Source organism: Peribacillus sp. CSMR9 (assembly GCF_033141925.1).
Lineage (GTDB): Bacteria > Bacillota > Bacilli > Bacillales > DSM-1321 > Peribacillus > Peribacillus simplex_A.
In genome coordinates this window covers 39,005-59,884 of the sequence record NZ_JAOPHO010000016.1, presented here as the reverse complement: position 1 = coordinate 59,884, position 20,880 = coordinate 39,005, and the positions used below count along the sequence as shown (strand labels likewise).

Sequence of the window (20,880 nt, the reverse complement as noted above, 5' to 3'; positions counted from 1 at the left end):
ATGAGGACATAGAAAAACCTCGAATAAGGGACTTTTTTTACTGTGTCCATTATTCGGGGGATGGTTCGATCTGCATGGGCTTTTTTATTAGGGACACAAATAGATTGAAATTATTGTTATATTATGGATATTGTATAAAAAAGGTGAAAAAAGATGAATGATCATTATGTGCGTGAACTGAAGAATATCAGGATTACACTGATTTTCTTGACTATTATCGTTGCTTTTGTTTCAGGTGGATCCGGGAATGTGACGATTGATCCAATGGATGATGGAGGGTATAATGTGTATCCTCAGGCCAGTTATTCCAATATGGTCGATATGGGAAATGGACATTTTGGCGTGTTGTCTGGCAGTACAGATTTAAGCGGAGATGAAACATTCAAAATTTATTATTATGATAGGGAAAAAGATGAGTTGATCTTCAAAAAAGAAACGATGCTAAGTGATCTTGAATAAGGGTTATTGGTAAGGCAATGAGGTATTTATATTATATAATGATAGTAAATAAAAGGAGGGTGTTCAGATGGTATATAATTCGGCAGCGGAACTTTGTGATGGGATTGAGGTAATGTACCCTTCCTTTTATGTCCAAATGACGATAGAGATCGTCGATAAGAGATTTGGGCCTGTAAAGGCGGAAGCAGAGATTGCCATCAAGCCTGATGAGTCAAAGGGGTTTTTAGAGGTGCTGGTGGAGGATCTGGAATCGGAGCATATTTTTGCTGATGAAAATGGCAGCATATACGGAAGTTTTGGCATTGATCAAAGCATCCAAATTTATGATGAAGTTCTTGATATCATTCCGTTCGATGAGTTAATCGGAAAAGAAAACTGGAAAGAGGCTGTCGATTCATTTATCGTGGAAGAAAAGCTAAAAGGACAGCTGGAAAAGGTACTAAATAATTATCAATTCAGTGATATGAGTGGTAAATATAAATTTAGAAAAATATGTACGATTACTGAACTCCAATTTTTGAAGTAAAAAAGATGGAGAAGGTAAAAAGCCTTCTCTATTTTCATTATTCTTGGATCATATTAAAGCTGTTTTGGTTAGCATAACAAGCCTTCTTTTCTTCGTATTCGGTCCCATCTATCCATATCAGGTAAACCCTATACACTCCTTATTCTCGTCCTTTAACTAAGAACATCTTCGCATTATGTTTACATCAGATAAAAGTAAGTTCGGCATTGGTTAAAAACATATTCCCATCAAATATCTATTATAAAAAAATCCACTTTTTTGAATGCGATGGTAAGTATGCTTGAAATCGCATCAGACTGTGAAATATGGTTCTATATTTTTCATCATTTGTTAGATATATTGAATGTAAGGCACTAAAAAAGCACAGGAGTTAGCCCCTGTGCGACGAAATTATTTATAAACCTTACTTGGGATTTTTACTGCAGGGCGGCCAAATGCATAAGGAGCTACTTCATATTCTTGGAATACGAGATAGATCCCCCCATTTGTATAATAGAACTGTGAATCCTTATTGACGGGAACATCGCTCTGTTTTTTAACATAAAAACTATCTCTTTTCCTCATGTAGTCAAAAGCATATTTCTGCACCTTCGTATATTTCACTTTGGATGTGAGGATTTCACTGATTTTCATCTGTTTACCGGAAGACACTTTAAAATTATAGGATGTTGTGTACCCCATTCCATGAGCTCCACCGCTATAGGAGTAATCGTCAATAAGAATGCTTAGCTTTTCATCCTGGTTGAATTTCACTTTATACGAAATACTGTAACTATACTGGCAAGTGTATGGGGATTCTTTGCACCATTCCTCATTTTTATCTTTTTCCCTATCCTTTTTTGCTTGTAGATAAAAGGAATAGGCATCCTTGGCATGCTTAGTTAACACCTGATTAATTTTATCCTGAGCTGCTTTACTTTTTAGTCCTGATACTTGCGGATACGACAAGTCACTAATATTTTTATACTTTTTCTTGGTTATCTTCACATTGCTGAATTTTAAATATTTAGTAGATACATAGGCTTCTTTTCCATTGTACCGAATTTCCGACCAGCCGGATTTTGTTTTCGAATAAACGGTTACGGCTTTCCCTTTCTCCAACGATCCTACTTTTTTATAGCTGGTGCCGGGACCACTTCTAACAGATAAAGGGGAATTCTTCGTGTTTACCGTTGCGTTTTCTGTAGTGGCTGCGGAGACAGAGTCGATTTTTATCAGTAAAAAAGAGATACATGTAAAAGTTAATGCGACAGCAAGGAAAATCTTAGTGAAATTCTTGGATAGCATTCAATTACCACCTTTGTATAATTTTTACATTATCTATTATATAAGTTGGTGGATCAAATAGAAAGTTAATTTTATAATTCAAAAGCTAAAGAGGAGAAAAAAATGAAAATTGGTTTGGTACGGCATTTTAAGGTGGCACATGAATTCCCTACTGGGAAATCTGTGACGGCGGATGATATGAAGCAATGGTTTGTGGACTATGATGCAGCGGATATTATTTATGGAACGACTTTACTTGGCGTGGAGGAATGGCAGGAATGTTATTGCAGTGATATGTCGAGAGCTGTCAAGACAGCGGAACATATTTATCCAGGTACGGTTCATCGGATGGAGGAGCTGCGGGAAATACCTTCTCCCCCTCTCAAAGGGAAGGTGAAGCTGCCGTTCATCCTTTGGGCCATCTGGATTCGCTGCTGCTCGCTGTTCAACAAGGAGACAAGGGCGGAAATTAAGATCGCCGAACGAAGGATCAATAAAGTATTGGATGAAGTTTTTGCAAAGGGGGAAAGGGATGTTCTGATCGTGAGTCATGCCGCCCTTATGGTTTATATGAGGAAAGAGCTGATCCGACGGGGGTTCACCGGTCCAAAATTCAAGATTGCCGGTAATGGAAAGCTGTATGTATTCGAAAGATGATAAGTCAAAAATATAGGGTTTCCCGCCATAGAAGGTAAGTCTGGTATATTGAACATTTTGCTTAAGAAAGATGCAGGCCTTTTCCGATTAGTTATTCTTTTTCCGTTGGTTGTGGTTTATTATTGTAATAGTGTAATTTTTACGAATTCAATAATAGGGAAAGAGGTTGGACAATTTGGTGAAGGCAGTTTTTTTTGATTTAGATGATACATTACTATGGGATCAGAAAAGTGTAAAAGAGGCTTTTGTGGCCACATGTGAAGTGGCTAAGGAGAAATATGATTTAAATGTCGACGAGTTTGAAGAAGCGGTTCGGAAGGAAGCGCGTGAGCTTTATTCTTCTTACGATACTTATGGATTTACACAAATGATCGGAATCAACCCATTTGAAGGACTGTGGGGAAATTTTCAGGATGATCATGATGAATTCCGGAAGATGGCCGTGATTGCACCAAATTATCGGAAAGAAGCATGGACGAGAGGCTTGAAGGCATTAGGGATCGATGACCCGGCATTTGGGCTGGAACTGGCAGAACGTTTCCCTGCAGAGAGACGTAAAAAGCCATTTATTTATGAAGAATCATTCCGTGTGTTAGATGAATTAAAAGGGAAGTACAAAATGCTATTGTTGACAAACGGTTCTCCTGAACTCCAAAATACTAAACTTGAAATTACACCTGAACTAGTTCCTTATTTCGATCAAATCGTCATTTCTGGAGCTTTTGGACGAGGTAAACCGGATGCCTCCATTTTTGAGCATGCTTTGGAGATCATGGAGCTTGATAAGGATGAAGTATTGATGGTCGGCGATAATTTAATGACGGATATCCTTGGAGCATCACGGGTAGGTATAAAGTCGGTTTGGGTAAATCGCCATGATAAGGAACGGAATGAAGTGCTTCCAACCTATGAAATCAAGCATTTAGAGGGGCTTTTCCCAATCCTTGAGAGCCTGGAAAATTAATTGGTGATCCTTCTCCAAGTAACGAATTTGGAGAGGATGACCTAAAGTATTAGGACTTTCAAATTATATACAGAATGAAAAGGGTGATATATAGTTACCCTGTAATCAATTAAATTATTCAGACTAGGGGTGTCCAATAACAGTTGGGCTGAGAGAGAAGTGCTTATGCTTCTTAACCCTCAGGACCTGATCTGGTTCATACCAGCGTGGGGAAGTTAGAATCTACTAAACAATGACATTTCATTTGGTCATTTCTGTAGTCATACTAACGTTAGCCGGGTCTTAAATATGAGATCCGGTTTTTTCGTGCGAAATGGATTGGATTTTGTCCTTTTTAAATGAACTTAAAAAGGAGAAATGAAATCATGATGAGTAATTCAGTAAATGACATGAACGTTTCAATTATGTCCAGTTTTGCCGGGAGTAAAAAAGTGTATGTTGAGGGATCTAGACCTGATATTAAAGTACCTATGCGTGAAATTAAACTAAGTCCCACTACAGGTGCATTCGGCGAAGAGGAGAATCCGCCTTTGCGGGTTTATGACACAAGCGGTTCATATACGGATTCAGAATATCCCATTGATATTCATAAAGGCCTTGCCCCGATTAGACGCAATTGGGTCTTGGAACGTGAAGACGTTGAAGAGTATGAAGGACGTGAAATAAAACCCGAAGATAATGGATATAAAAAAGTGGAGTCACAATCCAAAGCTGAAATTTTTCCGGGATTGAAAAGAAAGCCATTGCGCGCAATGAAAGGGAAAAACGTAACCCAGCTTCATTATGCCCGTAAAGGTATCATCACCCCAGAAATGGAGTTCATTTCAATCAGGGAAAATGTTGCCCCTGAGTTTGTAAGAGAAGAGGTAGCTAGCGGAAGGGCGATCATTCCGGCAAATATTAACCATCCTGAAAGTGAGCCAATGATCATCGGACGTAATTTTCATGTGAAAATAAATGCGAATATAGGAAACTCAGCTGTTAGTTCATCGATCGAAGATGAAGTGGAGAAAATGACTTGGGCTACACGTTGGGGAGCCGACAACATAATGGATTTATCCACCGGAAAGAATATTCACACGACCCGGGAATGGATTATCAGGAATTCACCAGTGCCAGTTGGGACGGTTCCGATATATCAAGCATTGGAAAAAGTGAATGGAGTCGCGGAAGATTTAAATTGGGAAGTTTTTCGGGATACATTAATCGAGCAGGCCGAGCAAGGTGTCGATTACTTTACCATACACGCTGGTGTGCTTTTGCGGTACATCCCTTTAACAGCAAAACGAGTTACGGGTATTGTTTCACGAGGGGGGTCCATCATGGCACAATGGTGCTTGGCCCACCACCAAGAAAGCTTCCTCTATACTCACTTTGAAGAGATTTGTGAAATCATGAAGGCATATGATGTTTCATTTTCATTAGGTGACGGCCTCCGTCCTGGATCCATTGCAGATGCAAACGATGAGGCGCAATTTGCTGAATTGGAAACACTGGGGGAACTGACGAAGATTGCTTGGAAGCACGATGTTCAAGTCATGGTGGAAGGACCCGGTCACGTACCGATGCATTTGATTAAAGAAAATATGGATAAGCAGCTGGAAGTCTGTCAAGAAGCTCCATTCTATACCTTAGGACCTTTAACAACGGATATAGCTCCTGGATACGATCATATTACTTCTGCGATTGGTGCTGCAATGATTGGATGGTTTGGAACTGCCATGCTATGTTATGTGACACCGAAAGAGCATTTGGGACTTCCGAATAAAGAGGATGTTCGAGTAGGGGTCATTACTTATAAAATTGCAGCCCACGCAGCTGACCTTGCAAAGGGCCATAAGGATGCACAAAAACGGGATGATGCCCTTTCGAAGGCTAGATTCGAATTTCGTTGGAGAGATCAGTTCAATCTTTCTCTCGACCCTGAAAGGGCGGTTGAATATCACGACGAAACTCTTCCGGCTGAAGGTGCCAAAACAGCCCATTTCTGTTCAATGTGCGGACCTAAATTCTGCAGTATGAGAATCTCCCAGGACATCCGTGATTTGGCAAAAGAAAAGGGCCTGGGTTTTGAGTCGGTAATCGATGAAGGGCTTAAAGAAAAAGCGAATGAATTTAGGAAAACGGACGGAGAAATCTATCAATGATTCGGACGAGAGGGAGAATTCGATGAATCGGGTAATCCAGATAAAAGTTGAAATGAAACAGTTGGAAACTCAATTGGAACAGCTAAAAAGAGAGCTGAACATTTTTCGGGAGAATTGTAATCATGAATTTGTAAAAAATGATTATAGTCAACAATGTACAAAGTGCTACTTAATCGAAAGTCTGCAATGGTAGTGATTCCTTAATCGTCCTTTCGTTATCGGAATTAATCCCTTAATCATGTGGGGCATTCAATCATAAAGTCAACATGATTAAGGGATATTTCATTACAAACTTGTTTTATTAATATGAAGAGGGGGAGGGACCAGCCATCCTTTTTCCTTATTTAATCTTAGGAAATCAGCACCCAATGCTGCTTTTTTTGCATGGAATTGTGCGAACATCACTGCGATATCTTCGCGGATGCATTGACCCATGATCTGGCTGCAAGCAACTAATCCTGCATTAATATCGATTGATACTGAAGCAGAGATTTCAGGATCTTGAAACGTGCCCCAACGGGAATATCCTCTAAATTAGCTTTAGGCCTTTCAGGTGGTGATGGAGGCAGTCCTACGTTATTTTCTTTTAATAATAATTCAATTTGGTCATTTTCCTGTTTCCCTTGATTTATCACTTCTACAAGTAATTTATGCAGGTCCTTGTCACCAGTGTGATTGAGCATTGTTTGATGACATGCAATTAACCCTTTTGTTGTTGTTAGAAATGCCCATGTACCAAATACCTCTCCGTAATGCATAGGCTCTTCTTTTGGGTTTCCGCTTAAAATTCCCATAACCATCCTCCTTGAACTATTTTACGCATTTAAGTTACCCTGTACTAATCCATGAATCCATGAGTTAATGTTTGGAAATGTTAGAGGGTAATTTAGCCTTTTATTCCTTGTAGCCATTCTTGATAACATTCATCACAGAGCATTTCATTTCTATCCGTGTCAGTAACTTGAAATGTTACGACATGGATTTTTTTTTCTTCCGTGTCATCAGTACAATAGAAGCATTTATGAGTCATTTGAAATCCTCCCATACATATAAAGTGTTTATAGTTTAGAACATCACGGCTTTTTTTAAACAGACAACATGATGTAGGGCGGAAGAGTTTATTGAATAATCCTGTTGGTTTTTAACATACTAAGCTTGTTCACATCATTGATGAAACGAAACGAGGAGGGAAATAAAATGCAAAATCAAAATCAACAAGGTCAAGTACACCAGAACATGCAAACGGGTGCTATTCCCCCACAAATGAATCACGGTGGTCACGAAGTATTCGATGTACATGAAGTGTTGTCGGGAGCGATTGGAACTTTAAACACTTACATGCTTTTGCGTCAGCATGCTCAGGATCAGGAATTGATGGACATTCTGGATCGTCAATATCAGTTCATCCAAGATGAATATAATATTTCACTGGAGTGCTTCCAAACGGGCCAAGATCCTTCTAAACCAACCCAGAGCTACAAAATGAATCAAGGTAATGATTTTATATATGGATTGACACCAACCCAGCCAAAGAAACCTTTGCAATCCGTGTCGGAAATTACAGATGAGTGCATTGCAGGCTTGATGCTTGGAGCTGTTAAGTCTGCAGCATCCATGAAAGCGATGGCAGCGCTTGAAATAACGAATCCGGTGGTTCGCCGTGTGTTTGCAGATTCCGTTCCGAACTGCATTGAAATGGCATATGAGATTTCGTTATATCAAAACAAACATCATTACTACCAAGTTCCACAGCTTGCACAGCAGGATATGCAACAAATGATGAATTCATATGCACCCGCACAAGGAAATAACAACATAAGTCATTAAATGACATGGTTTTTGGATTCCTTTGTCAAACATAAAGAAGGGGTAGGACAAATTGTCCTACCCCTTCTTTATCATTGTTTCATCTGATTTATTTCCTGAATGCATTCCTGGACGAGGGTTACAGCCTGACTCATGGTGGCTCCTCCGCCAAATGCTGCGGTCACACCAATGGCTTCAAGAATTTCTTGTTCGGAACAGCCTTGATCAAGACATCCTTTAGTATGATAGATAATACAATATTCATCTTGCGAATATAAGCTTATTCCTAATGCGATAAGCTGTTTTTCTTTCTTGGATAATTGTCCTTCTTTAAAGCACTCTTCCGTAAACGAATTGAATTTCTCAGCTAGATCAGGCATTTTATGCGTAAAGGCACCGATTCCAGCTTTATAATCACGAAGAGCATTTTCAGTAGAATTGTTAGCTTCAAATTCCATTTTCCATTCAGCTCCATCCTAAATTTTTTTCATCAAAAATTAGTATGGGCTAAACAATGAACGATTAAACAGAAACACAGGAGTTTACAGAAGTAATCATAGAACCGTCCTTCCTACAAGGCAAGTGATTCCTTAGGCCGGGTGGCTTTGAACCATTGATAGCATAGGATGCAGATAATTGTAACGTCGATGGCATCACCGGCATAATACATTAACATTCCTCCATTTTCCGCTTGTTCCTTGGTGACTCCGCTTGGAGGATGGGCAAAAATATATTTAGAAAGGATATCATGGCCGGCCAGTGAAATTGTAAATACGATAGCTCGAAACATGAAGCTGAACCTGTGGGGCGCAGGGTCCATATAAATCATAGACGCAGTGAATAGATAACCCCCTATGAACACGTGAAAATGCACTAATGCACGTAGAAGCGCACTCTGATGCATCAACCCATATAACCCAGACGTATAAAGTATCCAGAGTCCCCCAATATTTAGCGCGGTAGCAATGGTTGGATTACTTAAAATGCGCAGCGGCCAACTTTTCAATAACTTTGAAAGGCGTCTTGCTGATTGTACATCAAGTGTTCGCAGTGCAAGAGTAATGGGAGCAGCAAGCACGAGTAGGATGGGTGCAATCATTCCAAGCAGTAAATGACCAACCATATGCGCAGTGAAGTCCATATGCGCGCGATTGGCTATGGGGCCAATGATTGCAGAATCTGCACAGATGATGCCAAGAATCCATGAGAACGTACGGTATAAGGGCCATTTTTGATAGCGGCGGCTCGAAATTACGACAGCTGCAATATAGATCACTATAACAAGCGCGGGTAGAATCAATAAAATCGATTCAAAGAGAGCTCCATTATCATTTTGAATATGACCATTACTGTGCATAGCGGCCTTCTGCTTTCATTTTAAGTAAGCTGCGCCGTGTTCGAATGATAAGGGAAATGCCGATCAAAATCATGACAGTGGCTGCAATGTTCCAAATCAAGTCGTATGGGAGAATATCGACATTGTAACGGATCTGATGAAGACGCATGAGCTTGTGCTGGATGGTACCGTCATATAACTGAAAAGAACCTGCCCCTAGCAATACTCCCCCTGTCCACCTTTTCAGCCATAATCCCTTTCGACGGCGAAGGTCAGCGAACATGAACAAAGACCCGACAGTCGCGAACCAGCTTAGAGCATGAAATAAACCATCCGAGACAAGCCCAATATTGGATGTGGACTTGTCATAGAAGTGATGCCAATGCAATAGCTGATGAAAGATGGCCTCATCGATGAATGCAACCAGTCCGATCCCGAATAGAAAACCTGACCATAGATTACGAGCGGAATAAGTATAGCGGATTTCTGAAATAGATTGATCTTTTTGATTTCTGGGCTTGAAATCCATTTTCCTTCCTCCTTTTAGTTTTCTTAGATACAGTATATTTTCCTTTATTTGGTTCTTTGTACTTTACCCAGTATTGTAAGGTTATAGACAGGGGAAATGGACCTTTAATAACACTTATTTATTGAGACGGTCATGAATTTAGATATTCCTTAGCTTTCAGTTCAGTTATCTTTTTTAACCACATAACAATTTTTTCTAATTCCTGTTGTTCGTTATAACTGAAATCATGTTTCAAGGATGGGCAAGCGGGTAAAAAAAACCGAATTATATAAAAAATCTACTACAATAAAAGGAGGAGTTAATATGTTTCGTCATCAAAAAGAATTGCAATTTGAAGTTAAGGTAGATCGACCAGATCCGATGCTGGCCCGTCAAATCCAGGAAGTTTTAGGTGGACAGTTTGGGGAAATGACTGTCATGATGCAATATCTTTTTCAGGGTTTTAACTGTCGGGGAGAAGAAAAATATAAAGATATGCTGATGGATATTGGTACAGAGGAAATTGGACATGTAGAAATGCTTTGTACGCTCATTAGTCAATTGCTTGATGGCGCTTCTCCGGAAGACCAGGCAGAAGCCGCAAAAGACCCTGCTATAGCAGCGATCATGGGTGGAATCAATCCCCAGCATTTGCTCGTAAGCGGTCTAGGCGGACTGCCAACCAACTCGAATGGGGTTCCCTGGAACGGATCTTATATTGTAGCGAGCGGAAATTTATTAGCGGACATGCGGTCGAATCTGCATGCTGAAAGTCAAGGACGCCTTCAAGTGGCCCGTTTATATCATATGACAAAAGATGAAGGGGTCCGTGCTACGTTCCGTAAAATGTTAGCCCGTGACCGTTACCACCAATATCAATGGATGGCGGCCATTGCAGAACTTGAAGAGAAAAACGGCGTAGTCGTTCCTGCGTCATTCCCTCCTGAAGCGGAAATGGAATCTCAACCGGAAGCGTACGAATTCTGGAACTTGTCAGAAGGCAATGAATCAGGAGACGGCCTGTGGGCAACAGGAAGTGCCCCAGATGGAACAGGAGATTTTGTTTATGTAGCAGAACCAGTTGCAAAAGGGCAGATTCCTAACCAAAAGGTTCCGGCTGCAGAATTGCATCATGACCTTGATAGAAATCAATCGCTTAATAGATAAAGAGATAAAAACTCATCAAAAAAAGGTTGATGGACCTAAAGGGACATCGGCTTTTTTTATTCTACCAGGGTTACGGATTCATCGATGGACATATTTCATTATCTGTATATAGTTGCTCAAAACTTTAATAGTTGCTTGTGAAATTTTTTGGAGTAGCATAGTTTCCAACTTCAAGACAATCCATATCAAAGGCGGTCTCTATTTATATAATAAGGAGTGGGATAGATGAAAGCTGTAGTAGTTAAAGAACCGGGTGGTGCAGAACAATTACTATTCAAAAATTTTTCTAAGCCCATGCCGGAAAAGGGGGAATTTTAATTAAGGTGAAAACCTCTGCAATAAATAGAACGGATATTGTTTCACGAGAAGGAAAATCCGGTTATATGGCCAATCCTATATTAGGGATTGAAGTTTCTGGGAATGTGGGGGAAACAGGGGAAGGAGCAAATATAGAATTAGGGACAGGGGTGATGGACCTTGTAAACGGCGGCGGTTATGCTGAATATGCTGTGATGCCAGCTGATAGAGCGATGAAGTTCCCGGATAGCCTGTCATTTGAGGAAGCGGCAGCGATCCCTGAAGTATTCTTGGCTGCGTACCAAACCTTGTTTTGGTTAGGTGAATTGACGTATCAAGAAATAGTATTGATTCATTCTGACGGAAGCGGTGTGGGCACTAACAGCTATCCAACTGGCAAAAAAACTGACAAAAGCGAAAATCAACACTACAGCAGGTTCAAATGACAAATTGGATTTCTGTCACTCTCTAGGAGCGGATATCTGTATCAACTATAAGAAACAATCTTTCGATGAGGAAGTACTGAAAGCTACAAATGATCAAGGAGTGGATGTCATTCTGGATTTCATCGGTGCTTCTTACTGGGAGAAAAACCTTAAAAGCGTAAGGACTGATGGAAGATGATACTGATAGGCATTCTAGGTGGAACTGTAGTCGAGAAGGTGAATTTGATGGAACTTCTCTTAAAACGAGTTCAATTAAAAGGGAATCTATTAACTCCCCGGAGTGATGAATATAAAAAAGAGTTAACGGAAGAATTCGCTTCAAAGGCCATGCCGTTGTTCTTCCAAAATGAAATCAGGGCAATCGTAGGTCATGTCTTCCCTTTTGAAGAAATAAAAAGGGTGCATGAACAAATGGAAGCCAAAAAGAACTCAGGTAAAATCATCTTACAGGTGAATGAATGAAGAAAGAGAATTGCTTGGTGAGTGAATGGAGGAGGTTGATAAAGAAAACAACATTATGGGGCGAATGAAATAAGGCCAAAGTATAATGAATATATACAGAGTCAGGATACTTTTCATCGGTGTCGGACTTAAGGGGGAATCGTAATGAATGAACTGAATGCATTATTCAGGAAAAGAATTGGGCTTCAGAACGATGAGAAGCTGACATTTGATGAATTAGATGAAATTCTTGATAAGACAGCGAAAACCATTCCTTTTGAAAACTTATCAATCATGGCATCCCATTTGAGTGATATCAATAAAGAGAATATCATGAAGAAAGTCCTCGTGAGGAATGAGGGTGGATTATGCTATGAATTGAATACAGCCCTTTATTTTTTCCTGTTGGAAAATGACTTTGATGTATTCTTGGTTCGGGGTGTCATCTATAAACAAGGGTGGATGACCATAGGAAGGACACATGTCACCATTCTTTTGAAACATGAGGGCCAAATATATTTAATCGATACGGGATTTGGTGGGAACCTGCCTTTAAAACCAGTTCCGTTGAACGGAGAAACCGTCATTTCCCAAAATGGTGAATTCAGGATAAAAAAGGAAAATACCGACCATGGGAATCATATCCTTGAGTTAAAGCTGAAATATAAAGATCCCGATTGGAAAATCGGGTATGCATTCGATTCTTCAAAACCCGTAGAAAATGTAGTGGAACTAAATGAGATCCAAACGATCATCAGTGAAAATCCCCAATCGCCATTTAATAAGCATCCATTAATCACCCGTCTTACAAACGGTGGTAACATCACTTTAACTGATACATCCTTTACACAGTGGGACGATGGGAAAGTGACGAAAGAAGAAATAGATGGAACACGATTTAAAGAATTAATGAAACAACACTTCGATAGATAAGAGAAACGGTCTGAATATCAAAGGCGTGCTTGACAGTCTTTTTATGATTAGTATGTTCACTTTCGGGAATTCATTGATGTGAAAGACAATCTAATTTTGCTGAAAGCAGGACAAGTGTCAGTCCTTGTTGAATTAGTAGTTGAAAAGAGGCTGATGAAAATGAGTAATGCAAAATATAAATTTTATTATGTGAACGGTGAGACAGAAGAGTTAGAGACGAATGAACAATATTCTGATGAAGCGAATAGTATCCTGAAATTGCAATTAATCCAAAATGCGACGTGGCTGCAAGCCGGTGGCAAACATATCAACTTGGCTAATGTAATTAGTATTGAATATACAGGAGAAAAAGGTAATCGTAAATCGGAGTCGATCAAGTTCAGACCTAATAAGTAAAAACATCCATTATGGATGTTTTTCCCATTTTAGATTCGGATTCAGAGGGGTGAAAAGGATATGGATAGGAAGAATCGGTTGGTTTTTACTAGATCAAATGCTGGTACTAAACGAAAATTCGATGAAGCGATCACCATTTTGGAATATAGCGTAATGCTAGTTGAATTCTTTGAATTAGAAGAATTCAACAATATAATTGCAGGTCAGTTAATGCTGATTCTATGTGAGACGAAAAATACTCGTATAAAACGGGAAAAGGTCACCATTGACCATTCCTTAATAAAGAAAATCAATCCTTACCCGAAATTGTATCCCATAAAAGATTCCATTCAAATAAGCAATGCTGATATTCCCGAAGACCTCTTCGATTACTCTAAACAGAGGATTGAGCTAAAGCTTTGGAGAAATCAAATTATCTATAAAACCATTATCGAAGGGAAAATCCATGAAATAAAAATCATTGATTTTATAAAGGAAACAGCTAATAAGATTGGTGGGGCGCAAGCTGAATCAAGTCTCCCTAATAATTCCATTATCCCGGATGGGCATACCAAAATCTTATTAAGGAGTATAGCGAAAGGGTTATTCAAATCCATCGGCAGGGATTATAAAGAGCAAACTTCTATGAATCTCTCACATATCATACAAAAAATCGAGGAATCAAAAGAGGGCTCGTGATTAATCCTACTGATGATGGAATTGTCCCGAGTCAGCCATTTAAGTTGTGCGTTTGCGGATAAATAAAACCCTAAGCAATTTAGCTTAATAAAATGAAAGACGATTTTTCTATTTGCGATAGAAAAGTTCGTCTTTTTTTCTTTCCTTTAATATGCCACCTCATAAGATATGTAGGATTAACGCTATCAGATCACATTCATAGAAGGGGAAGACTAATCATAAATTATGTCTGGCTCCATTTCTTTGATCTCGAGTGTTCTCCACAATTTCTGCATATTTAATTGGTAAGGTGGGTTTAACTCGAAAAGGAGGTTTTATCCATGATGAAAAAAAGAACAAAAATGCCAATCATTTTATCATTATTAACAGCCCTACTTTTAGCCCTCGGCGCTTGTTCCAACAGCGGTGATCAAAACAAAGATAATAAAGTAGAAAAGCAACATGGTGAAATGGAAATGAACCATTCTGGCTCAGGAGATGTTCCTAAAGGATTAAAAGCTACAGAAAATCCAACCTATGAGGTTGGAAGTCAAGCAATTATCGAATCAGGTCATATGGAAAGCATGAAGGGGGCAAAAGCAACAATAGTGGGTGCCTATGATACGACTGCTTATGCAATTTCGTATACGCCTACAACTGGCGGAGAAAAAGTGGAAAATCATAAATGGATCATTCACGAGGAGATCAAAGATGCAGGTGAAAAAGCGTATGAACCCGGAGCGGAGGTTACAGTAAATGCCTCTCATATGAAAGGGATGAATGGGGCAGTCGCTGAAATTGAATCGGCTGAAAAAACGACTGTTTACATGGTTGATTTCACTCCGACTACAGGAGGAGAAAAAGTGAAGAATCATAAATGGGTAACGGAAAGTGAATTATCAGCGTCTGAATGATCTAGCATCATATTTGCACTTGCTTTCAATTCAGAAGAAGAAAAAAGGAATGGCAAACAAATCCATTCCTTTTTTTGAATATGTGTTCTTGAAAAGTATTGTTTGGCAGGGATTGTGAATTTAGTATCTGTTAATATAGAATTATAAGTTCTTAAAAAATGGTGGTGTAGGTATGGTTACTGGATTAAATATTAGACCTTTTATGGAAAATGATTATACAGCACTGATCAACTATTCTTTACCTATAGAACAAGCAATCTATACTTCTTTACCTTTGAAAGTTATCGAAGACTTCAGGAAGGATAAATATAACCTCCCCATGGTCATATATTTAAATGAGGATTTGATTGGTTGTTTTGCCTTATATACGGATAAAGCGGGAAATCAGTTTACAAGTAATGAGAATGCCATTCTTCTAAAATCATTCTCCTTGGATTCACGCCATCAGAAAAAGGGGCTAGCTTTTAAGGCTTTAAAAGTTTTACCTGAAATGATCAAACTAAGTCATCCAGATAAAGATGAGATTATTCTAACGGTGCATCATTCGAATATTCCAGCGATAAATTTATATAAAAAAGCTGGATTTGTTGACAAAGGATACAGATTTAACGGGGAAGATGGGGAGGAATTTATTTTCCATTTTGCTCTGGATTAAGGGAGCTTTAGGTAACTTCCGGTAGGTATCATTAACCTATTGTCATGAAATAGGTTTGTTTTGCTTCACATAAGTTCACCAAGCTATGTAAAGCCTCTCCCCCAACGAAGTGACATCAATAGCCGTCGGAAAAATCCATGTGGTTCATCAAATAACCAAAATTCCATAAATTTCTTCAGACGGTATATGGATAAAAGATGAAAGTTTCGTAGAGATATCATGAACATAAATCCCGCAATCTAGCAATATGTTCGTATGTTTTTTTAATAAAACCGGTATTTGTCTACTCTCACTTTGGCCAATAAACATCGTTTGATTTCTGACTGCCAAACCCCGAGTATAACCAAGGCATTTAAAAATATCTTCCTCATTTCTTTTTACTAGGAATTCACCTGAAACACAATAATACATTTTATCATCATAATGAAGTACACTGTGAGGTTGAAGTAATTTATCATAACAAATCTTAACCACTTTTCTTTCCTGTAAAGAATATTCTAGAATCACACCTTTGGGGATTGTTTTATTAGGGAAATAACTTGTGAAGGAGAGCAAATTTTTCCTTGGAGGATTTGAGAACATTGATACATATAACTTATCATTTACGATATACAAATCGTTGACGTGGCAAACATCGTCATTTTCAGATGAGAATCTAATTTCATCAATTCTCTCCAAATTGTTTTCCAAATTATAAACACCAATTGAGTTAGTTTTGGTTTCAATAATATAAGCTTTATCATTGTCTATTGCTATACCATGTAAATCTAATTCTGTAGATAAAGCTTTATTCTTTATAACCTTTAAGTTTTCATCCAAAATAAAGATTCCATGAGAATTTGAAAGTACGACAAAAGAGCTTCCGTATTTTGTAATACCTGTGCATCCAACATTTAAAATCTTTTTTATTTCATATTCTTGGTGTTTAAATTGGACTAAATAAAGAGCACCTTTATGATTGCAGCATGAAATTAATAATTTACAATCATCTATGGGTATCATGTAATGTCGCACCTCCTTTTTTTGACAATTCCTTTTCTTATAAAGTATGAATTTTTTTAAAAATGGTATAGACAAGCTATAGAGGATAATAGTGGATTTTTTTAATAGCACCATATATATAAATGTAGTTTGGAAAACATAATAGTGTGGTGTAAACCATTATTCTTTTTATATAAGTTTATAAATTTTTATTCGTTTTGAAATAGGCTTTATGCTCTACAAGTTCTTTAGCATATTTAAAAAAATATTTGCATAAGTATCAGGGGCCAATGTTCTCCAATGTCATTAATCTTAAGTAATTTCCTCATTGATAGCTTCAGAATACTGCCTACTGTAATCACAAAAAATACAATAGTTTATATGTATGAGGGACGATTCTGGTAAATGAATCGTTCTTCTTAATTTTTGCTGGTTTACAATGTTTCCTTTACAAAAACATATAAAAGTTCACGAAAACTTTACTTTTATTTACAGATTTCTTATATTGATGTCAATCTTCAGTAATACATGCTTGGTATAATCGATTAACGGTTTTAAAAAGAGATTGGAAAAGGGTCTTCTAAAAATCTTTCATTCGCAGATGAGTAAGCAGGCTGATTGAAGATGACTGACTAGTAGGAGTGAACAATAATGGAGCAATCTATAAATCTAAATGAGCTTACATTTAGTGAAAGAGATAGATATATAATCATTACGAATGCTTATCCACATGAAGAGCAGTTATATCGGAATGGGTTCATCCATCGAAGAGTCAAGGCTTATCTGGATGAGGGTTTGAAGGTTGATGTCTTTGTTTTGCATCCTGCCTATAAAAAAGCAGAAAAGTATACATATGAAGATGTGCCAGTTTATCGAGGAACTGAACAGCATCTGCGCATTTTCTTAAATCATAAAGTACATAAAAAAGCACTCATTCATTTTGTTAATCCAAAAATGGTACAAGCGATAAAAGAAGAAAGCTCGGAATTACCGATTATCACATGGATACATGGATTTGAAACCGAGGCATGGCATAGAAGATGGTTTAATTTTCTTGAAAGCCCTGAAAGCTTACGGAAGATACTTGAAATGTCGGACGACTATTATGTAGAACAGCTTACTTTTATGAATTGGTTTTATCAAACGAATGAATTGGATACTACCTTTGTTCATATTTCCAAATGGTTCAAAGAACATATAGCGGAATGTGACGCGAGAGCGGACTCGAAAAATTCTGTAATCATTCCCAATGTAATAGATGACAATCTGTTCGCCTTTGTAGAAAAACCAGTTGAAATGCGGACAAAAGTCCTTTCAATCAGGCCATACGCTTCACGAAAATATGCAAATGATTTATCGGTGAAAGCAGTGCTGGAACTATCAAAGAGACCATGCTTCGATAAGTTGGAATTTGCTTTTTATGGTGATGGAAAATTATTCGACCAAACCGTTGAGCCAATCCGGAACTTTGAGAATGTAACTATCCATAAAGGCTTCATATCTCAAGAGCGAATCGCTGCATTACATAAGGAGTATGGAATTTTCCTTTGCCCAACCCGTTTGGACTCTCAAGGTGTTTCAATGTGCGAGGCCATGTCCAGTGGGCTAGTGCCGATTTCAACAGATATCACGGCAATTCCGGAATTCGTTAAACACGACGTTTCTGGCCTTCTTACAAAACCTGAGTCCCCTATCGATATTGCGGATGCAATAGAGCGTTTATATTACAACTCGGACGTATTTTTAAGAGTGTCAAAACAAGCATCGCAGTCGATTCGGGATAAATGCGCCGTAGATGTTGTTATTAAAAGAGAATTGGAGCTTATCCAAGGTTAATGGAGGGGAGTTTTTTCAATATGGACGAACTAAACGAATATTGGAAAACTATGTATGAAGAACTTGAATTGCAAATGAAAGACATGATGTCGATGACATTGGAGCTCATAGAGAGCAATAACACGGAAAAACAAAACATTATTGAGAACGTTACAAAAGAAAATAATATGTTGCGAGCAGAATTAGAAAAAAGTAAGGTAGCCCAAAAAGAAAATATTAAACTTAACAAAGAGATACGGAGACTTAAGTTATTAGAACACAAATTCAACGTTACATATGCAGGGAAATTCACGTTAAAATATCTTGCACTTAAATCATCTATTAAAGAACAAATAAAAAAATAAAATTTTCATATCAAATTTCAGTCATTGGAGTGAAAACTTTGAATTCATATGAACTAGTGGAAAAAGGAAAATTGAAGGTACTTCTATTTGGCTTTATTGACATGAATTCAATGGATGGATCTGCAATATTTTTATCTTCCTTAGCATCGACCATTGCGTTAGACTCTAACATCGAGGTTGATTTACTATTAGCAAGCCCGGTCAAACGCGATATCTTGATTCAACCTCTTGAGAAATTTGATAATATAACCATTCTAAATCCTTTTGTTGATCCTTTTTTTACTGCCACCGATGCTGAATGGGTAAAAAAAGGGGTCATTGATTTTGATAAAGCTGAAATGCTCATTTCTCATTATTGGAGTCAAAAGGAATATGATTGGCTATTTGTTAGAAGTATTGAGACTGTTGAAAAAATAGTAAAGCATAAGCATATCATAAAGAATACATTAGTTTATGCTACAGGCTTGACTCATATAGGTCAGGATGTTAATGAAGAAAAATTTGAGAGCATTAAAAATATATATGATCAATGTGCGTATTTCTTATGTCAAACAGAGGAAATGTGCGAATTTGTAATTGAGACTCTTAATTTGAATAAAGACAAAAACAAAGTTTCCCTGCTTACCCCGATGATACCAAATGTTGAATCAGCAGGAGGGGAGACCCGTTTAAAACACAAACTTGTGTATACAGGCAAGTTCGACCCTGATTGGAAGACCATTCCTATCATTACTGCCTTTAAAGAATTAAAACGCGAGATTCCGAATCTTTCACTTGATATCGCAGGGGATAAATTCAAATGGGTTAAAGATGATTCACAGTTTAAGGAAGAAGCGGAATACCTGCTTAAAAATACAGAAGGGCTTACATGGTATGGGGCATTGACAAGGGAGAATGCCCAACAGTTAATAGTGAACGGTGATATTGGGATAACCTGGAGAAGTGAGGAAATGGACAGCAGTCTGGAACTGTCTACAAAGCTATTGGAGTATGGAATATTAAGAAAGGCTGTAATAATGAATCCAACAAAAATGCATATAAAGCTTTTTGGCGAAGATTACCCGTTATATGCTGTTACAGAGAAGGATTTCCGTAGCGCAGTCAAATTAGTTTTATGCAATAAGGATATATATGAGTTTGCGGCAAAACGAATGTATCAAGTTAGCAGGCAGTTTTTGTTTTCGGAAGCATTAAAAAAATTGCAAGGGCTATTATGGAGTAGACGTATAACTGATTATGTGAATCAAAGCGGAAATGTGTATTTTTATATTGATGAAGATGACTTTGATGAACTGAATAAGCATGTACCATCAAATCAGATAAAAAAATTGCCGGCAGATTTTAATGTTGAGGAAGTTTTTACCTGTATAGTGAAAAACATACCTGAAGAAGTAAAACGGGGCGAAAAACTTTTTAAACTATCAGGGTATGGTCAAATCATTTCAGCAGAAAAAGCAGGGTGTTTTACTTTCCTCCAAATCCATAAAAGTGTTGGAAGCTTTGAACAAGATTTTCAAAATAACTTGCCATATCTAAAAACTATAGGATATGAAACCAATGGCACTCCTAAATTAAAACCAAAAGACATGGAAATTCCAATAAAAGACCGGATCATTGTTGAAAATAAAAACAATGATTTGAAAGTGAAAAATAAAGAATTTGTTAAACAAGTAAAGCAATTAAAAAAACTGAACGAAGCTCAACTTAAAAAAATTACCAAGTTAGAAAAACAAAACCGGGCACTTGGACGTAAATACGATTCACTTTCGAAGTCGAAAATGGGTAAAATGACATTTAAGTATTGGGATTTAAGAAAAAGGCTTAACTTTTAATAAGAAGGTAAGCCTGCAATTAGTCAATGCAATGCTAGACAATTCTTAACTATATATTAGTAAAAGGAAAGCTCCTGAATCTGCATGCTTACAGGGGCCTTTGCATTTATATCGAGTAAAGGAGCAAGGGATCCTTGCAAACTTTTTATGTATGTTGTCGATTTCCACAGTATGTATAAAGCTGCGTCAGTTTACTATTGCATGAAAATTAAAACTAGGACGTAAGCTTAATAAAGATTCATGGAATGACAAAAAAACTATCTTTCAGCAATTATCCAAATAGACCGATTATCCTTTAATGGTGTTATAATA

At 37.8% G+C, this 20,880-nt stretch carries 24 protein-coding genes, 1 pseudogene and 1 riboswitch; of the genes and pseudogenes, 18 read left to right on the top strand and 7 right to left on the bottom strand.

The annotated features are described in order from the left end of the window. Positions 1-153 precede the first annotated feature (153 nt). Positions 154-459: a hypothetical protein gene (locus N9I19_RS10395; RefSeq protein WP_317777735.1), complete on the top strand. Its 306-nt coding sequence runs from the start codon at positions 154-156 to the stop codon at positions 457-459. Between the two features lie 67 nt (positions 460-526). Beyond that, positions 527-985 carry a hypothetical protein gene (locus N9I19_RS10390; protein WP_317777734.1) on the top strand — a complete coding sequence of 153 codons (459 nt, stop codon included), beginning with the start codon at positions 527-529 and terminating at the stop codon, positions 983-985. A gap of 390 nt (positions 986-1,375) precedes the next feature. Here the strand turns inward: N9I19_RS10390 and N9I19_RS10385 are convergent, their stop codons facing one another. After that, entirely contained in the window at positions 1,376-2,272 is an 897-nt protein-coding gene (locus N9I19_RS10385) for a PdaC/SigV domain-containing protein (RefSeq protein ID WP_317777733.1), read from the bottom strand. A gap of 102 nt (positions 2,273-2,374) precedes the next feature. Between N9I19_RS10385 and N9I19_RS10380 the strand changes: the two genes are divergently transcribed. From N9I19_RS10380 to thiC, 3 genes are all read left to right on the top strand, one after another. Beyond that, positions 2,375-2,908: a histidine phosphatase family protein gene (locus N9I19_RS10380; protein ID WP_284471704.1), complete on the top strand. Its 534-nt coding sequence runs from the start codon at positions 2,375-2,377 to the stop codon at positions 2,906-2,908. 175 nt (positions 2,909-3,083) lie between these two features. Continuing rightward, positions 3,084-3,872 (top strand): HAD family hydrolase, encoded by a 789-nt coding sequence (locus N9I19_RS10375; RefSeq protein WP_317777732.1) that lies wholly within the window; start codon positions 3,084-3,086, stop codon positions 3,870-3,872. 115 nt (positions 3,873-3,987) lie between these two features. Beyond that, positions 3,988-4,102, top strand: a riboswitch (TPP riboswitch). Positions 4,103-4,237: 135 nt separating this feature from the next. Further along, complete coding sequence (gene thiC / locus N9I19_RS10370) at positions 4,238-6,019, top strand: phosphomethylpyrimidine synthase ThiC (RefSeq protein ID WP_089363509.1); 1,782 nt, start codon at positions 4,238-4,240, stop codon at positions 6,017-6,019. A 285-nt stretch (positions 6,020-6,304) separates the two neighbouring features. Here thiC and N9I19_RS10365 read toward each other — a convergent pair. Both N9I19_RS10365 and N9I19_RS10360 read right to left on the bottom strand, forming a co-directional pair. After that, positions 6,305-6,813, bottom strand: a pseudogene (locus N9I19_RS10365) (DUF3231 family protein). Positions 6,814-6,905: 92 nt separating this feature from the next. Then, positions 6,906-7,049, bottom strand: a complete 144-nt coding sequence (locus N9I19_RS10360; RefSeq protein ID WP_167555965.1) for a hypothetical protein — start codon at positions 7,047-7,049, stop codon at positions 6,906-6,908. A 167-nt stretch (positions 7,050-7,216) separates the two neighbouring features. Between N9I19_RS10360 and N9I19_RS10355 the strand changes: the two genes are divergently transcribed. Next, positions 7,217-7,846 (top strand): spore coat protein, encoded by a 630-nt coding sequence (locus N9I19_RS10355; RefSeq protein ID WP_089363510.1) that lies wholly within the window; start codon positions 7,217-7,219, stop codon positions 7,844-7,846. 71 nt (positions 7,847-7,917) lie between these two features. Here the strand turns inward: N9I19_RS10355 and N9I19_RS10350 are convergent, their stop codons facing one another. The 3 genes from N9I19_RS10350 to N9I19_RS10340 form a co-directional block, all read right to left on the bottom strand. Further along, a complete protein-coding gene (locus tag N9I19_RS10350) occupies positions 7,918-8,283 on the bottom strand; it encodes a carboxymuconolactone decarboxylase family protein (protein WP_061461776.1) in 366 nt (121 codons plus the stop codon). Between the two features lie 113 nt (positions 8,284-8,396). Beyond that, positions 8,397-9,182: a cytochrome c oxidase assembly protein gene (locus N9I19_RS10345; protein WP_317777731.1), complete on the bottom strand. Its 786-nt coding sequence runs from the start codon at positions 9,180-9,182 to the stop codon at positions 8,397-8,399. Further along, positions 9,172-9,690, bottom strand: a complete 519-nt coding sequence (locus tag N9I19_RS10340) for a DUF2243 domain-containing protein (protein ID WP_089363512.1) — start codon at positions 9,688-9,690, stop codon at positions 9,172-9,174. Before N9I19_RS10340 ends, N9I19_RS10345 begins: the two co-directional genes overlap by 11 nt. A 303-nt stretch (positions 9,691-9,993) precedes the next feature. Here N9I19_RS10340 and N9I19_RS10335 point away from each other — a divergent pair, with 303 nt between their 5' ends. The 9 genes from N9I19_RS10335 (at position 9,994) to N9I19_RS10295 (ending at position 15,575) form a co-directional block, all read left to right on the top strand. Then, a complete protein-coding gene (locus N9I19_RS10335; RefSeq protein WP_284471701.1) occupies positions 9,994-10,836 on the top strand; it encodes a manganese catalase in 843 nt (280 codons plus the stop codon). Positions 10,837-11,159: 323 nt separating this feature from the next. Further along, positions 11,160-11,579, top strand: coding sequence for an alcohol dehydrogenase catalytic domain-containing protein (locus N9I19_RS10330; protein WP_317777730.1), 420 nt, complete (start codon positions 11,160-11,162; stop codon positions 11,577-11,579). Further along, entirely contained in the window at positions 11,503-11,757 is a 255-nt protein-coding gene (locus N9I19_RS10325; RefSeq protein WP_309145530.1) for a zinc-binding dehydrogenase, read from the top strand. The genes N9I19_RS10330 and N9I19_RS10325 overlap by 77 nt, the downstream gene beginning before the upstream one ends. Continuing rightward, positions 11,754-12,041, top strand: coding sequence for a zinc-binding dehydrogenase (locus N9I19_RS10320; protein ID WP_309145529.1), 288 nt, complete (start codon positions 11,754-11,756; stop codon positions 12,039-12,041). The genes N9I19_RS10325 and N9I19_RS10320 overlap by 4 nt, the downstream gene beginning before the upstream one ends. A gap of 144 nt (positions 12,042-12,185) precedes the next feature. Further along, the gene (locus N9I19_RS10315) at positions 12,186-12,953 is read left to right on the top strand and encodes an arylamine N-acetyltransferase family protein (protein WP_317777729.1); all 768 of its coding nucleotides are present in this window, start codon (positions 12,186-12,188) and stop codon (positions 12,951-12,953) included. A 78-nt stretch (positions 12,954-13,031) separates the two neighbouring features. Then, positions 13,032-13,349, top strand: a complete 318-nt coding sequence (locus N9I19_RS10310; RefSeq protein WP_089363514.1) for a hypothetical protein — start codon at positions 13,032-13,034, stop codon at positions 13,347-13,349. A gap of 60 nt (positions 13,350-13,409) precedes the next feature. Continuing rightward, entirely contained in the window at positions 13,410-14,027 is a 618-nt protein-coding gene (locus N9I19_RS10305) for a hypothetical protein (protein WP_089363515.1), read from the top strand. Positions 14,028-14,350: 323 nt separating this feature from the next. Beyond that, positions 14,351-14,920: a YdhK family protein gene (locus N9I19_RS10300; RefSeq protein WP_411730426.1), complete on the top strand. Its 570-nt coding sequence runs from the start codon at positions 14,351-14,353 to the stop codon at positions 14,918-14,920. Between the two features lie 172 nt (positions 14,921-15,092). After that, positions 15,093-15,575, top strand: a complete 483-nt coding sequence (locus N9I19_RS10295) for a GNAT family N-acetyltransferase (RefSeq protein ID WP_089363517.1) — start codon at positions 15,093-15,095, stop codon at positions 15,573-15,575. 147 nt (positions 15,576-15,722) lie between these two features. Here N9I19_RS10295 and N9I19_RS10290 read toward each other — a convergent pair whose 3' ends face one another. Continuing rightward, entirely contained in the window at positions 15,723-16,577 is an 855-nt protein-coding gene (locus tag N9I19_RS10290; protein ID WP_317777727.1) for a DUF4915 domain-containing protein, read from the bottom strand. 630 nt (positions 16,578-17,207) lie between these two features. Here N9I19_RS10290 and N9I19_RS10285 point away from each other — a divergent pair. From N9I19_RS10285 to N9I19_RS10275, 3 genes are read left to right on the top strand one after another with little or no spacing between them, the layout of a single operon-like run. Beyond that, on the top strand, positions 17,208-18,392 hold the full coding sequence (locus tag N9I19_RS10285; RefSeq protein WP_317777726.1) for a glycosyltransferase family 4 protein: 1,185 nt from the start codon (positions 17,208-17,210) through the stop codon (positions 18,390-18,392). Positions 18,393-18,412: 20 nt separating this feature from the next. After that, on the top strand, positions 18,413-18,736 hold the full coding sequence (locus N9I19_RS10280; protein WP_317777725.1) for a hypothetical protein: 324 nt from the start codon (positions 18,413-18,415) through the stop codon (positions 18,734-18,736). Between the two features lie 38 nt (positions 18,737-18,774). Further along, the gene (locus N9I19_RS10275; RefSeq protein WP_317777724.1) at positions 18,775-20,568 is read left to right on the top strand and encodes a glycosyltransferase family protein; all 1,794 of its coding nucleotides are present in this window, start codon (positions 18,775-18,777) and stop codon (positions 20,566-20,568) included. The last annotated feature ends 312 nt before the right edge of the window (positions 20,569-20,880 follow it).

Coding starts and splice junctions, on each gene's coding strand:
- N9I19_RS10395 (WP_317777735.1), top strand. CDS start 154: ATGAATGATCATTATGTGCGTGAACTGAAGAATATCAGGATTACACTG.
- N9I19_RS10390 (WP_317777734.1), top strand. CDS start 527: ATGGTATATAATTCGGCAGCGGAACTTTGTGATGGGATTGAGGTAATG.
- N9I19_RS10385 (WP_317777733.1), bottom strand. CDS start 2,272: ATGCTATCCAAGAATTTCACTAAGATTTTCCTTGCTGTCGCATTAACT.
- N9I19_RS10380 (WP_284471704.1), top strand. CDS start 2,375: ATGAAAATTGGTTTGGTACGGCATTTTAAGGTGGCACATGAATTCCCT.
- thiC (WP_089363509.1), top strand. CDS start 4,238: ATGATGAGTAATTCAGTAAATGACATGAACGTTTCAATTATGTCCAGT.
- N9I19_RS10360 (WP_167555965.1), bottom strand. CDS start 7,049: ATGACTCATAAATGCTTCTATTGTACTGATGACACGGAAGAAAAAAAA.
- N9I19_RS10355 (WP_089363510.1), top strand. CDS start 7,217: ATGCAAAATCAAAATCAACAAGGTCAAGTACACCAGAACATGCAAACG.
- N9I19_RS10350 (WP_061461776.1), bottom strand. CDS start 8,283: ATGGAATTTGAAGCTAACAATTCTACTGAAAATGCTCTTCGTGATTAT.
- N9I19_RS10345 (WP_317777731.1), bottom strand. CDS start 9,182: ATGCACAGTAATGGTCATATTCAAAATGATAATGGAGCTCTCTTTGAA.
- N9I19_RS10340 (WP_089363512.1), bottom strand. CDS start 9,690: ATGGATTTCAAGCCCAGAAATCAAAAAGATCAATCTATTTCAGAAATC.
- N9I19_RS10335 (WP_284471701.1), top strand. CDS start 9,994: ATGTTTCGTCATCAAAAAGAATTGCAATTTGAAGTTAAGGTAGATCGA.
- N9I19_RS10320 (WP_309145529.1), top strand. CDS start 11,754: ATGATACTGATAGGCATTCTAGGTGGAACTGTAGTCGAGAAGGTGAAT.
- N9I19_RS10315 (WP_317777729.1), top strand. CDS start 12,186: ATGAATGAACTGAATGCATTATTCAGGAAAAGAATTGGGCTTCAGAAC.
- N9I19_RS10305 (WP_089363515.1), top strand. CDS start 13,410: ATGGATAGGAAGAATCGGTTGGTTTTTACTAGATCAAATGCTGGTACT.
- N9I19_RS10300 (WP_411730426.1), top strand. CDS start 14,351: ATGAAAAAAAGAACAAAAATGCCAATCATTTTATCATTATTAACAGCC.
- N9I19_RS10295 (WP_089363517.1), top strand. CDS start 15,093: ATGGTTACTGGATTAAATATTAGACCTTTTATGGAAAATGATTATACA.
- N9I19_RS10290 (WP_317777727.1), bottom strand. CDS start 16,577: ATGATACCCATAGATGATTGTAAATTATTAATTTCATGCTGCAATCAT.
- N9I19_RS10285 (WP_317777726.1), top strand. CDS start 17,208: ATGGAGCAATCTATAAATCTAAATGAGCTTACATTTAGTGAAAGAGAT.
- N9I19_RS10280 (WP_317777725.1), top strand. CDS start 18,413: ATGGACGAACTAAACGAATATTGGAAAACTATGTATGAAGAACTTGAA.